Origin of the sequence: Sporosarcina ureae, from assembly GCF_002101375.1 — a bacterium.
In the GTDB taxonomy this organism is placed as follows: Bacteria; Bacillota; Bacilli; order Bacillales_A; family Planococcaceae; genus Sporosarcina; species Sporosarcina ureae_B.
Map to the genome: position 1 here is coordinate 3,252,925 of NZ_CP015207.1, position 12,574 is coordinate 3,265,498.

Below are 12,574 nucleotides of genomic sequence, written 5' to 3' on the forward strand. Positions count from 1 at the left end.
CCCTCTATCTAAATAGCAGTGCATTCTGATAATATGAATATGTACAACTATCGGTCTAGTAAAATGAGGGGGTAAAACAGATGAATAAAAGATCAGTTCATAGGTTTGGTGCTACATTTGCTGTCGCTAGCGCTATTGTATTGGCGGGAGGCTCTGTCAGTGCAGCAGAGCAATGGTATACCGACGTATCAAAGGAAAATACGCATTATGAAGCGATTAAAGCGTTGACGGACCAACATATCATTCGTGGCTATTCCGAAAATCAGTTCAAGCCCGGGAATTCCATTGAGCGTCGTCACGCGGCATTAATTTTGGCAAAGTTAGGGGACTTTGAAGAACCAACTAATGTGGCGGATGTATTAAAAAAGTTTAAAGATATTTCAGAAGACAGTTTCTACGCTAAAGAAATGGCGACTCTAGCGAACGCGAATGTATTTAAAGGAGACTCCAATGGGAATTTCAAACCGACAGCTGCCCTAACGCGTCAACAAATGGCGAATGTGCTAGTGAATGCATTGGATCTTGAGAAATACGATACAGGTAAGAAAGTGGAAATTAACTTATCGAATGTAGGAGAGTCACACAGAAGAGGTGTGCAAATCCTTGCGAATCTTGGTTTAACGGATCAACTGAGTAATTTCAGACCGAATGAGCCCGTCACACGAGGTGCATTCTCCTCATTCATTCACCGTGCCAATCAGCTGCAACCAAACGATTACACCTTATCATTGATGCATATGAACGACACACATGCACGTGTAGCGGAAATGCCAAAAGCTATTACCGCTATCAAAGAAGTTCGAAATGAAAAGCCAGATGCTTTGCTTCTTCATGGAGGAGATGTGTTCTCGGGAACATTATATTTCTCGGAGTTTGAAGGACAAGCGGATCTAGAACTGATGAATTTAATGGGTCTAGATGCAATGGTATTTGGTAATCATGAATTTGATTTAGGCGATAGTACGAATGGCCACAAGTCACTGGCGAATTTTGTGAAAGGTGCTAATTTCCCTGTAATCGGAGCGAATATAGATTTTTCCAAAGACCCCGCCTTGAAAAATCTAGTAAGCAAAACAGAATTCACTAGCACGCCGGCATTTGGAGAGATTCATAAAGGCTTGATCAAAGAAGTGAATGGAGAAAAGGTTGGAATCTTCGGATTGACTACTGAAAGTACAGCATTTGTCGCGAGTCCAGGAGCAGTAGAGTTTTTAGAGTATAAAGAGTCAGCTGAAAAAGCCGTAGCCTACTTTGAGAGCCAAGGCGTCAATAAAATTATTTCGCTAAATCATCTTGGATTCGATAGTGATCCATCTGTAGGTAATGATTTGCTTCTAGCTCAAGCAGTTGAAGGCATCGATATTATTGTGGGCGGACATTCACATACGAAATTGTCGGAACCAGTGATAGTTGATAAAAAGGCAAGTGGAGAAAGCAAAGATCCTACAGTCATTGTTCAAGCGGATCAATACTTGACGCATCTTGGAACACTGGACGTAGAATTTGATGATCAAGGTGTCATTACAGGTCATGCTGGAAAATTAATCAGCTTAAAAGACAAAGCGAATGATGTAGAAGCAGCGGAAGCACTTCTCAAATATTCCGGAAAAATTGATGAAACGTTTGGTAAAGAAATCGGAGCGACTTTAGAAGTGGATTTGCCAAACCCGAGAAGTCGTGAAGGAGAGAATTCTACGGATAGTGTCCGTGCGAATGAAACAGCACTCGGTAATTTAATAACGGACGGAATGCTAGAAAAAGCAAAAGAATATGATCCGAAAACGGTAATTGCTCTACAAAACGGTGGAGGAATCCGCAATCATTTAAATAAAGGACAAGTCACGGTCGGAGCAGTAATTGAAGTGCTGCCATTCGGTAATACTTTATCCCTTGTTACGCTTACGGGTGAAGAAATTAAAAATACGCTTGAGCATAGTGTGCGAAATGTACCTAAAGAAGAGGGCGGTTTCTTGCATATGTCAGGAATGAAAATGACATTCGATAGCAGTAAAGAAGTGGGTAATCGAGTTCAGACTATGCAAGTAAAAACGAATGACGAGTTCGTTGATGTAGAGATGGATAAAGAGTATGTGATCACGACAAATGCCTTTACAGCAAGAGGCGGAGATGGTTTTAAAGTGCTTGGTGAAGCATACGAAAATGGCCGTGTGACCGATCTTGGTTTGGATGATTGGGTGAACTTACGGGATCACATGATCAAGCTTGGAACAGTCAAGCCTGAAATTGAAGGTCGAATTGTTGATGTGAATAAGTAATATACATGAATGTAAAAGAGTTGGAGCCCAAAAAGCTTCGACTCTTTTTATGTAAAAAATATTTTTCTTAGGTGTATCCTTTTTACAATATGTAACTATATAGCATATGAAGAGAGAGAAATGCTTCTCTAACATTCGAATCCATTAGGAGGAAATACTATGTATTTATTACTCGATGAACCTTCATTTACTTTGCAAACTACTTTAGTTATGGAAATCGGGCTTAATGAAGCCTTTTTACTGCAACATCTTCATTATCGTTCGCTCATTTCAAAAAATGAACGGGATGGATACAAATGGGTGTACAAAACGTATACGGACTGGAAGGAAGAGATTCCATTTTGGTCACTCAATAAAATACGGCGTACTATTTACAGTTTAGAGTCACAAGGCTATTTGATCTCCAATTCCTCGTATAATAAAATGAAAATTGATAGAACGAAATGGTATCGCGTCGATTATACGAAACCGATTTTTCAAAAACAAAATAGCACGGTGGACGTATCAAGTTGAAACGTCGACGGCACAAATAGAAACGACGGATTTGCTCGGAATTGACAAATGAAGTTGCCCGAACTGAGCATACCAATAACCAATGTACTATTAAATAAATTAAAAATAAAGATATTGTCGAGATGAATCTCGACGTTGCATTTTTTGTAATATATCCTAAAACAAATAATTTGTTAACTTGAAGAATTTAGGGTAGAAGTATTCTGAGAACCGAATAGGAGGAAATCTACATGCCAGTTCAGATCAAACGGGTTTATGAGGATGCAGAGAAAGATGATGGATTGCGAGTTCTAGTGGATCGTCTATGGCCACGAGGAATGAGTAAGGAAGATGCACAAGTGGATGAATGGTTAAAAGAAGTAGGACCGAGCACAGAACTTCGCCAATGGTTTGACCATGATCCCGATAAATTTGAAGGTTTCAAGGAAAAGTATAAAGAAGAATTGAAAAACAATGAAGCACAGCAAGAAGAGTTAGAAAAGCTGAAGGACTGGACAAAAGAATATAAGAAGAATATAACGCTAGTATTTGGAGCGAAGGATGAAAAGAATAATCAAGCTGTAGTATTAAAAGAAATCTTGGATCATCAGCAAGTGTAATGATCGAATACAAAACGCTGTTCAAGGAAACAAACACTTGAACAGCAAATTTCAATATATCGATTGATTTATTACGTATTGTCAGCAAATACTGTGCGTTCGTTACAATCAGTATGATTCCTACAATGAAAATAGAGAATAACTGGGAATTACCTGTGCCCACGGAGTACAGAATAAATAACATCAATGCGATGATCAATGACAGATTCATTGTGTTAAACGTTTTATAAAAGCCTTGAAGCATGACGAACCTCTCGCCTTCATCCGAAGCGGCTAGCAACTTCTTGGCAAAGTTTTTTTCAGAAGCCGAGGGTAGATCACGGTCCGGATAAACGGTTTTCATCAAACCGGGGACCAACATAGAAAATAAGATGGATACTAGTAGAACGCCTCCGGAAGTTAGTAATAACCACGTTGGCTGATCGGTGATGATAGAGATCCCAATCGCCATGATACTTACAATTAGCGCAACATTATTACATAAATTCATGTCACTGAATCGTTTATATTGCCAAACATCGCGTTCGTCTTCGTCAACACCTGTCAGTATGAGATGGGCTTTCTTTTTCATTTGAGTAGAACTGATAGCAATAAAGACAAAAAGCAATAAAGTGATGGCGATCAACACACTATTTACTTCTAATCCAATAGGTGGAAAGCCTGCTTTGAAATCAATAGATAATGCGGCATACATTCCAAAAAATCCGACTACTGCTCCTATGAGCGTCCAAATTATCATTCTCATTATAATTCCTCCTCATCAAAAATAAAAATACTTTCAATTGTCTCATCAAAAATATGTGAAATCCGTTTCGCTATAAGCAAGGAAGGCACAAATTCTTCCCTTTCAATTAAACTAATCGTCTGCCTAGATACTTTTGCTCGCTTGGCAAGTTCTGTCTGATTGAGCCCGTCACGCGCTCGTAATTCTTTTAATCTTGTTCTCACTAGCCTCACCTCTTACTGGTATTGTAACGTATGATGTTCACTTTGACAAGTTTAATTGTCAAAGTGACTATTTTACACGTCTTTTGAGGTGTTTATACGATATTCAATTTGGTTATTAATCGATAATAAAGGGGACGAGGTTCATGCTTAAATGATTAGTAGTGAAGATATGTGAAAGTATTTGGTTTATTCCGAGCGTTAATATGATGTCACATCCTTATTTTACGAGTATTTCGGAAGATCAAAAGACGAGAGATTTTGTATGGTGGATGACCAATTATGTGTGGAACCTTCTTACTCGTTCTGTACGCGAGCCATTGGAAAGCTAAAGGTTCCAAGAGAAACGTCAAGTAATCTATGAACTAACTCAATAAATAAAGCGGTGAATGTGTGCTAGACATTCATCGCTTTTTCATGCGTATTACCCATATGCTTTCTGATGTGCTTTTTTCCGCTTAATATACTCTTCATCTTTGCGAATGGCGTCCCATCGTTCTTTGAAAATTTGTGCAGACTCTGCCTTGACAGAATCCATATCGCGCTCTTTTACCGTTCCATCTTCATTATATTTTCTTCCGCTTTTATGATTCGCATAACGACGTGCACGAGTATATCCCATTTGAATGAACTTACGTGCCATATCCATTCCAACAAAGTCATCCTGCTTTCGGTATTCTTCAAAAAGCGCACAAATTTGATCTGCAGACTCTTTTGCGATCTCAGGTGTTTTAAAGCGCCAATGAGGTAAAATTTCACTTTTGTAAGGCTCAACCAACAACACGCCTTGTTCGCCTTTTCCGACTTTATATAATTCGGGGTGTTTGCGTAAGTCTAACGTACTATAGTCTAAATCATAATCGAATGGCATATATTCACGTCCTTTTTCTTCTACTTTACCCCTAAAAGAATGGTGAAAAACAGGAGAATCCATATATAAAATACTTTACAACAGAACATACATTCTTTATACTGGAACAAAGGGAGGGAACGAACGTGCGGTGTTCATTAGAAAAAGCATTACGATACGATGATATTCTTGAAGTGATTTATGAAGCGAAAGATGGCTCCATTAGCAAGCGGAAAATACGTGTACTGAATTTACATGGCAAAACATTTACAGCGTACTGTTTTCTGCGTAACTCCAAACGGACTTTCCTGATTGATCATGTACTGGCAGTCGTTCCTGTGGGTGTGAAAGAAACGGTTATAGTTTAATCGAATAAATATATAAGGAACTCAAGCGATCTGTCCTATTTTCGGGGATACATCGCTTTTTTATTGTTCAAGATATGAAGTAATGCAACGTCAGAAAATCAAATTTCATATAAAACAAGACATTTCATGTATAATTTATATCATAATGATCTTTTTTGAGGTGAAGTTATGATAGACCAGGAGATAACTAAAGTGAAATTTACTTGGTACTATAGACAAGAAGTTCAACATATAGTGGATAGCCAACAAATAGAGGAACAGATAGATGAGTTGAAACGTCATGTCATATGAGCAGAAACTAATGGCGATGAAATCACTTTTGAAGAAGACGACAGTTGTTCAGGAAGTGGAAGAGACGTTCACAACACCACCAGCACCAAGCTATGAAAAACGCTGGTTGACGACGGGTATGGAGAAAATTGAAAATCAATTTGGTGTCGTCTATAAACGTGTTATTCATTATCCGCTCGATACGATGCACGGTGATTTTCGTTTGGGTGATGTGAAGCAGAAGTTGATGAAATGGTCTGAAGCTAACTACTTGCACCCATTATCCCCAAATGCCGGTAAGCTACTATTTTTTGATACGGAGACAACAGGTTTAAAAGGCGCCGGTGCTGTCATTTTTTTAATTGGGCTATTGGAATTACAGTCCGATGAATTCGTTATGACACAGTACGTGTTGCCGAACCCTGATCATGAAGCGGCATTTCTTTATGCATCAGAATTATGGAGAGAAGGACTTACACTCGTCACATTTAACGGCAAAAGCTTTGATTTCCCTCAACTACAAACGCGTTGGTCATTACATCGGAAGTTGTTGCCGCCACTACCTATCCCACATCAAATCGATTTGTTGCATGGATCGCGCCGTATTTGGAAAGGGCAAATGGAATCATTCAAGTTGACCGAAGTGGAGAGAACACAGCTAGGCTTTCATCGTAAAGACGATATACCTGGACATATGGCGCCTATTATTTATCAAGATGCGGTGAAAAACGGTCGTGCGGAAATTTTAATGAAAGTTATGTGGCATAATGAATGGGATATTCTATCGCTTGTGACGCTGTTTAGTCTTTCTACTGATATCATCATGGAAGAAGCTAGTCAGCAAAATGCTCAAATTGCAACGAATATCGCTAAATGGTTCCAAGATCTTGGTTTGAAAGATCATAGTTTTATAGAACTTCAACGAATTGCGGAAGTGTACGGGACGAGTTATCCAATGACGCATTATCATCTAGGTTTTTTACTGAAGCGTCATAAAGAATTCGATCGGGCGATTCGGTCATTTGATATTGTCGCAACGCATGGTACAGGCAGGGAACAGCTACTAGCGTATGAGGAACTGGCAAAGTTATATGAGCACCAAGTAAAGGATTATTCGCTCGCATATGAACACATACTAAGTGCGGGTCAACTATTGCAACAATCCAATGAATTTACACAACGTTTCAGCAATCGCATGAAGAAGTCATTAGCGAAACGGGAAATGCGAGTAAATAGAAAATTATTTCCTGGGCAAGCGCAAGAAGCGACGGATGAAGAGCAATAGCCTTTTTCAGTAAGACAAAGAATGACAACATATGCTATAATGGCCTTATGGAATCATAGACGGAAGGACGTTTTGTCATGGAATTAAAGCTAGAAACGAAAACGATTTTAGAAAAAGAATTTAAGCAAGCCATTCGAGGCTATAAGCAAGAAGAAGTGGACTGGTTTTTGGATGATGTCATTCAAGACTATGAAACATTTAAGAAAGAAATTGCACGTCTACAAGAGGAAAATATTAGATTAAAGTCGGAAGTAAACTCTTCACAAAGACGTTCTGCAACACCGGCTCCTCAAACGACGAATATTGATATCATTCAGCGTATCGCAAATCTTGAAAGAGAAGTATTTGGTGATAAATTGGTTCAGCCTGAAGAGTAAAAAGTAATTTGACATAGGAGAACCGCCACAGTAAAATGTGGCGGTTCTTTTTGGATTATGGAAGTCTATTTCTTGCTTCTATTAATTCCTCCATTGAGTCAAAATCTTGAACAAAGCCCAGATGAATTGCTTCCCAAAGATAATGGGACACAATCGAGCGATAAGGCATCCATTGAGGGGATTTCTCAACAAGTAATTGACGCCGCTCCGACTTTTCAACGCCATACAGCCATTGTGCAGACCGTTGGATTCCTACATCGTCGATCGCAAGCACGTCTTGGCGGCCGAGTGATAAAATCAAAAACATTTCTGCTGTCCATTTACCAATGCCTTTGACATTAGTTAATTGCTTGAGAATTGCGTCATCATCATAGGCTGCAATATTCCTGAGATCCAGTTCACGATTCACAATTTTATCCGCAAGATCTTTTACATATTCCGCTTTTCTCATAGTTAATCCAACTTCTCTCAACTCTTCTTTAGAAGTGACTAACAATCCGTCAACCGTTATATGGCCTCCAAGCAAATCCAACAAACGTGTGTAGATGGCACTTGCAGCACTGACTGAGATCTGTTGGCCGATAATCGAACGTACAATGGAAGATAAATAATCTGATCGTAACGGAACTTCAAAATCACCAATTAGTGAAATCAACTGTTTAAGCTTTGGATCTGTTGCACATATAGATTGAACTGCTGGATCCTGTGTACGTATATGAAGTTTCTCCAAGTCGCTCACCTCTTCTATTGATGTTAGATGGTAAAGAGTCAGACACCATCCTTTAACCACTTCGCCGTTAGCGTGTCTGCCGACAACATTTCTTGCGGTGTCCCTTCAAAAAGTATGGTTCCTCCACGTTTGCCACCGCCTGGACCTAGTTCGATTATCCAGTCACTCGCTGCAATGAAGTCTAGATTATGTTCAATGATTAGTACCGAATTTCCTTTGTTTACAAGTTTTTGGAACAATTCGAGTAGTTTACTATTATCGCTCATATGCAATCCTAATGAAGGTTCATCCAATAAATAGATTTGCCCTTCATTCTGTAAGTGACTCGCCAGTTTGAGTCGTTGTATTTCTCCACCGCTCAATGAACTGGTTGTTTGTCCTAATGTAAGATAATCTAAACCGACTTCAGCTAGCATATCCATTCTTTTTACTATCTTGGGCATGACAAAATACTTTTTAGACTCGTCTACTGTCAACTCTAAGATGTCTGCGATGTTTTTCCCTTGGTACATATAGGAAAGAGCCTCATCGGAATAGCGTAATCCATCACAAGATTCGCAAACAACTGTTACGGGATCCGCAAATGCCACATCTGGAGTGGTGACTCCTTTCCCATCACATACTGGGCAAGCCCCTAACGAGTTAAAGCTAAATAGACCAGCAGGCTGTCCCGTTTCTTTCGCGAGGATCTGCCGGATGTCGTCCATGATTCCCATATAGGTAGCTAGCGTGGAGCGGCTAGAAATTCCGATACGGCCTTGACTTACTTTGATTAGATCGGGATATTTTGCCGAGAATGCGTCAAAGAGTAGAGAACTTTTACCTGAACCTGACACGCCGCAGACGGTAACGAAAACGTTTTTAGGGATGTCAATCGATACATCCTTTAAATTGTTATTATTCGCCCTAGTAATGGTGAAATAATCGTTTGACCGACGTGGATGCTGATTGATTTTCAGCTTGTGATCCAGTTTTGTTAAAGCAGACGCTGACAATCCATCAGGCTCTCCTTGATAGACAATTTCCCCACCCGCGGCACCTGCACCCGGACCCATTTCCACAATCTCATCCGCTACCTTTATAACGGATAGGTCGTGTTCAATGACAATGACAGTATTATGATTAGCTTTCAGACTTCTAAGCATCTGGATGAGCATATCCACTTCTTCCGGATGAAGCCCCGCGCTTGGTTCATCGAAAATATAGGTGATATTGTTTAAGCTGCTACCTAAATGCCGCGCAATTTTCACTCGTTGTGCTTCTCCGCCAGAAAGGGTTCCCATTTTTCTCGATAGACTTAAATAGCCGAGTCCCAATTCTATCAATTGCTGTACATTCGGAATCGCCTGTTGCGCAATGGACTTGCCTAGTGGATCACGTATATTTTTCATTTCTGGCAGAAGCTCTGTCAGTTCCAATTTATCGTATTCAGCAATATTAAGACCGTTAATTTTACACTTCAATACTTCTGGGTTTAATCCTGAACCATCACAAGTAGGACATAATGTATGTGTAGATACTGCCAGTACATCCTCTTGTGAAGTTTGTTTAAGTTTCGTTATATCCCGATTAATATAAAGACGTACGAATCTAGGTAATAAACCATCCCACTCATGATCATGCGGACCATCTTTCGTATGGAAGGGCGCAAACACTCTTTCACCATCAGGCGGTCCATAGATCAATAAATTATATTGATCTTGTGGATACTCTTTGATTGGCAGATCGGGGTCGAATAATCCACCCGTCATCATCCATCTTCCTTGCCAACCAGAAGGGGACAGTGGCTTAAACTTTACAGCGTATTCTCGAAGCGATTGGTCTAGATCGATAATTTTATGTAAATCAGGGTAGACGACCTCGCCGAATCCATTACACTCTGGACATTTGCCAAATGAACTTTGACTCGAGAAATCCGTAGCAGAACCAATGGCAGGTGTACCGATGCGTGAAAACAAAAGACGAATCAATGGGTGAATATCCATATATGTCCCGACTGTTGAGCGAGAATTGCCTCCAACAGGCTTTTGCTCCACGACAATAACTGGGCTCAAATGCTGCATTAAATCAGCACCTGGTCTTTCATAACGAGGCATCTGGTTTCGTACATAAAGCGGATAGTTCAACGTCATCTGTCGTCTACTTTCCGTTGCCAGCGTGTCGAAAGCAACCGAGCTCTTCCCCGATCCTGATAAGCCGGTAAATACCGTGATTTCTTCTTTCCGCAAGTTCAAATCTATATGTTTTAAATTGTTTTCTCGGAGTCCCCGTAAAACAATTTCATCTTTGACTTCTTTCATAATAATAGTCCTCCTTCAAACCATAATTACTAGTCTTGCTAGATGATTTCCCTATTTTGACGAAGTTACACTATACGATTAAATTTGTGTCGTTATTAGTTGGAAAATTGAATAATTACTGTATAAGAACTTATCTGCGCTCATTAATTCGTAGATGCGCTCATACTTTCGCTTCAACCGCTCTTAACTTCCAATAATCGCTCATACCTTATCCAAATCCGCTCTATACTCAACTCTAACCGCTCACTAACTGTATTTAACCGCTCATTACGCAAAAAAATCTACACTAATTCATTCTCCACATCACGCCAACTAATTAATCTGCCTTATTCCAAACGAATTTATTGTATAACTAACTGATTTGGTGTATACTCAGGAGTGCCATAGAGAGTATTCAGGTAATCGCTGCAACTTCGGTTGTAGAGGAAAGTCCATGCTCACACGGATCTGAGATGACCGTAGTGTTCGTGCTCGGTGAAAAAATAAGCCGGGGCAATGCATTTGCATTGATGGCGGGAATAACTCCTAAGTCTTCGGATATGGACTAGATTCTCTGAAAGTGCCACAGTGACGTAGTCGGCATGGAAACATGTCGAGTGGAACGGGTAAACCCCACGAGTGAGAAACCCAAATTATGGTAGGGGCGTTCTTCCGAAAGAATTCAATGGAGGAAGGAACAGGCAATTGTCTGTAGATAGATGATTACCACTTCAAGTACGAGGCGCGAGCCGTTTGAGTACCGAAGAACAAAACATGGCTTACAGAATACTCTATGGCATTTACCTTACAATTAGCTCTCCTACAGTTTTGGGAGAGTTTTTCTTTTTATAGAAACGAACGAATACATATACCTTTCCAAAGATCGAAAGGACATATTGACCAGAAGTGAAGAATGGAGTGTTGAAACATGAGTGAATACAATTTAGTAGCAACTGCTGCGATGGGACTTGAATCTATCGTCGCGTCTGAAATAAAAGATCTTGGTTACGATTGCCAAACAGAGAACGGAAAAGTCTATTTTACGGGTGACGAAGAAGCAATTGCGAGAACGAATATGTGGTTGCGTGTAGGCGACCGTGTACGAATTATTGTGGGCGAATTCAAAGCCTTTACATTTGATGAGTTATTCGAACGGACGAAAGCTTTGCCTTGGGAAGAGTTCTTGCCGGTAGATGCGGCTTTCCCCGTTTCAGGTAAATCGGTTAAGTCAAAATTATTCAGTGTACCTGACTGTCAGGCGATTGTGAAGAAAGCGATCGTTGAACGATTGAATAGTGCGTATAAACGAACTGGATTCTTAAGTGAATCAGGACCACTTTTTAAATTAGAAGTTTCTATATTAAAAGATCAAGTAACATTGACAATAGACTCAAGCGGCCAAGGCTTGCATAAACGCGGCTACCGTATGGCTCAAGGGGATGCACCGCTAAAGGAAACGATGGCAGCTGCACTCGTTAAACTTTCTAAGTGGAGCCCGAATCGGCCATTTGTAGATCCATTCTGTGGTTCTGGTACGATTGCAATTGAAGCGGCCATGATTGGACAAAATTTAGCGCCAGGTTATAATCGTTCCTTCTTAAGTGAAGAATGGCCTTGGATGAAAGCGGATGTGTGGGATCGTGTTCGCGAAGAAGTCGAGGACGTGGCGAAGTATGATTTAGCACTTGATATTCGCGGGTTTGATGTAGATCACAATATCGTCTCTGTTGCACAGCGTAATGCTATGGAAGCAGGATTTACAGACTTGATTTCATTCGAACAGCGAGACGTGCGTGATTTGATACTGGAAGGACAAAATGGAGTCTTGATCGCCAATCCGCCATATGGTGAACGACTTGGTGAAGTGGAAGAAGCAGAAGATATTGCCGGAGTACTTGGTGAGATTATGAAACAGTATCCATCATGGTCAGTATATATTTTATCTTCACTTGAAAACTATGAAACGATGTATGGCAAACGTGCAACCAAAAAACGTAAACTATTTAACGGCTTCATCCGTACTGATTTATATCAGTTCTGGGGACAGCGTTCATAATTAGACGGGCAGGAAGAGGAGTAGAT

Annotated in this window: 11 protein-coding genes, 1 other RNA gene and 1 pseudogene; 8 read left to right on the forward strand and 5 right to left on the reverse strand. The window is 40.2% G+C overall.

Features of this window, described 5'->3' with window-relative positions:
* Positions 1 to 80 precede the first annotated feature (80 nt).
* The 3 genes from SporoP8_RS15905 to SporoP8_RS15915 all read left to right on the forward strand — a co-directional run bounded on the left by SporoP8_RS15905 (position 81) and on the right by SporoP8_RS15915 (position 3,388).
* The gene (locus SporoP8_RS15905) at positions 81 to 2,276 is read left to right on the forward strand and encodes a 5'-nucleotidase C-terminal domain-containing protein (protein WP_085133421.1); all 2,196 of its coding nucleotides are present in this window, start codon (positions 81 to 83) and stop codon (positions 2,274 to 2,276) included.
* A 159-nt stretch (positions 2,277 to 2,435) separates the two neighbouring features.
* Positions 2,436 to 2,789: a hypothetical protein gene (locus SporoP8_RS15910; RefSeq protein WP_085133422.1), complete on the forward strand. Its 354-nt coding sequence runs from the start codon at positions 2,436 to 2,438 to the stop codon at positions 2,787 to 2,789.
* Between the two features lie 230 nt (positions 2,790 to 3,019).
* The gene (locus tag SporoP8_RS15915; protein ID WP_085133423.1) at positions 3,020 to 3,388 is read left to right on the forward strand and encodes a DUF488 domain-containing protein; all 369 of its coding nucleotides are present in this window, start codon (positions 3,020 to 3,022) and stop codon (positions 3,386 to 3,388) included.
* Positions 3,389 to 3,530: 142 nt separating this feature from the next.
* Here the strand turns inward: SporoP8_RS15915 and SporoP8_RS15920 are convergent.
* The 3 genes and pseudogenes from SporoP8_RS15920 to SporoP8_RS15930 all read right to left on the reverse strand — a co-directional run.
* Positions 3,531 to 4,133 (reverse strand): annotated as a pseudogene (locus tag SporoP8_RS15920) (DUF3169 family protein); the annotation flags it as partial.
* Positions 4,133 to 4,336 (reverse strand): helix-turn-helix transcriptional regulator, encoded by a 204-nt coding sequence (locus tag SporoP8_RS15925; protein ID WP_085133424.1) that lies wholly within the window; start codon positions 4,334 to 4,336, stop codon positions 4,133 to 4,135. The pseudogene SporoP8_RS15920 and the gene SporoP8_RS15925, both read right to left, overlap by 1 nt.
* A gap of 421 nt (positions 4,337 to 4,757) precedes the next feature.
* On the reverse strand, positions 4,758 to 5,204 hold the full coding sequence (locus SporoP8_RS15930; RefSeq protein WP_085133425.1) for a DUF4385 domain-containing protein: 447 nt from the start codon (positions 5,202 to 5,204) through the stop codon (positions 4,758 to 4,760).
* Between the two features lie 125 nt (positions 5,205 to 5,329).
* On the opposite strand from SporoP8_RS15930, the gene SporoP8_RS15935 reads away from it, so the two are divergent.
* The 3 genes from SporoP8_RS15935 to gpsB all read left to right on the forward strand — a co-directional run bounded on the left by SporoP8_RS15935 (position 5,330) and on the right by gpsB (position 7,483).
* A complete protein-coding gene (locus SporoP8_RS15935; protein WP_085133426.1) occupies positions 5,330 to 5,551 on the forward strand; it encodes a transcriptional regulator in 222 nt (73 codons plus the stop codon).
* A 280-nt stretch (positions 5,552 to 5,831) separates the two neighbouring features.
* Positions 5,832 to 7,106, forward strand: coding sequence for a ribonuclease H-like domain-containing protein (locus SporoP8_RS15940; RefSeq protein WP_085133427.1), 1,275 nt, complete (start codon positions 5,832 to 5,834; stop codon positions 7,104 to 7,106).
* Positions 7,107 to 7,183: 77 nt separating this feature from the next.
* A complete protein-coding gene (gpsB, locus tag SporoP8_RS15945) occupies positions 7,184 to 7,483 on the forward strand; it encodes a cell division regulator GpsB (RefSeq protein ID WP_085133428.1) in 300 nt (99 codons plus the stop codon).
* A gap of 55 nt (positions 7,484 to 7,538) precedes the next feature.
* Here the strand turns inward: gpsB and SporoP8_RS15950 are convergent, their stop codons facing one another.
* Together SporoP8_RS15950 and SporoP8_RS15955 are read right to left on the reverse strand one after the other, a co-directional pair.
* On the reverse strand, positions 7,539 to 8,213 hold the full coding sequence (locus SporoP8_RS15950; protein WP_198166034.1) for a DNA-3-methyladenine glycosylase family protein: 675 nt from the start codon (positions 8,211 to 8,213) through the stop codon (positions 7,539 to 7,541).
* A gap of 38 nt (positions 8,214 to 8,251) precedes the next feature.
* Positions 8,252 to 10,513 carry an ATP-binding cassette domain-containing protein gene (locus tag SporoP8_RS15955; protein ID WP_085133430.1) on the reverse strand — a complete coding sequence of 754 codons (2,262 nt, stop codon included), beginning with the start codon at positions 10,511 to 10,513 and terminating at the stop codon, positions 8,252 to 8,254.
* Positions 10,514 to 10,903: 390 nt separating this feature from the next.
* On the opposite strand from SporoP8_RS15955, the gene rnpB reads away from it, so the two are divergent.
* Positions 10,904 to 11,279: RNase P RNA component class B (gene rnpB, locus SporoP8_RS15960), an RNA gene on the forward strand.
* 141 nt (positions 11,280 to 11,420) lie between these two features.
* Positions 11,421 to 12,548, forward strand: coding sequence for a THUMP domain-containing class I SAM-dependent RNA methyltransferase (locus SporoP8_RS15965; RefSeq protein ID WP_085133431.1), 1,128 nt, complete (start codon positions 11,421 to 11,423; stop codon positions 12,546 to 12,548).
* Positions 12,549 to 12,574 lie beyond the last annotated feature (26 nt).

Bases quoted from the DNA above. Each gene is read 5' to 3' on its own strand.
- SporoP8_RS15905 (WP_085133421.1), top strand. From the start codon at position 81: ATGAATAAAAGATCAGTTCATAGGTTTGGTGCTACATTTGCTGTCGCT.
- SporoP8_RS15910 (WP_085133422.1), top strand. From the start codon at position 2,436: ATGTATTTATTACTCGATGAACCTTCATTTACTTTGCAAACTACTTTA.
- SporoP8_RS15915 (WP_085133423.1), top strand. From the start codon at position 3,020: ATGCCAGTTCAGATCAAACGGGTTTATGAGGATGCAGAGAAAGATGAT.
- SporoP8_RS15930 (WP_085133425.1), bottom strand. From the start codon at position 5,204: ATGCCATTCGATTATGATTTAGACTATAGTACGTTAGACTTACGCAAA.
- SporoP8_RS15940 (WP_085133427.1), top strand. From the start codon at position 5,832: ATGTCATATGAGCAGAAACTAATGGCGATGAAATCACTTTTGAAGAAG.
- gpsB (WP_085133428.1), top strand. From the start codon at position 7,184: ATGGAATTAAAGCTAGAAACGAAAACGATTTTAGAAAAAGAATTTAAG.
- SporoP8_RS15955 (WP_085133430.1), bottom strand. From the start codon at position 10,513: ATGAAAGAAGTCAAAGATGAAATTGTTTTACGGGGACTCCGAGAAAAC.
- SporoP8_RS15965 (WP_085133431.1), top strand. From the start codon at position 11,421: ATGAGTGAATACAATTTAGTAGCAACTGCTGCGATGGGACTTGAATCT.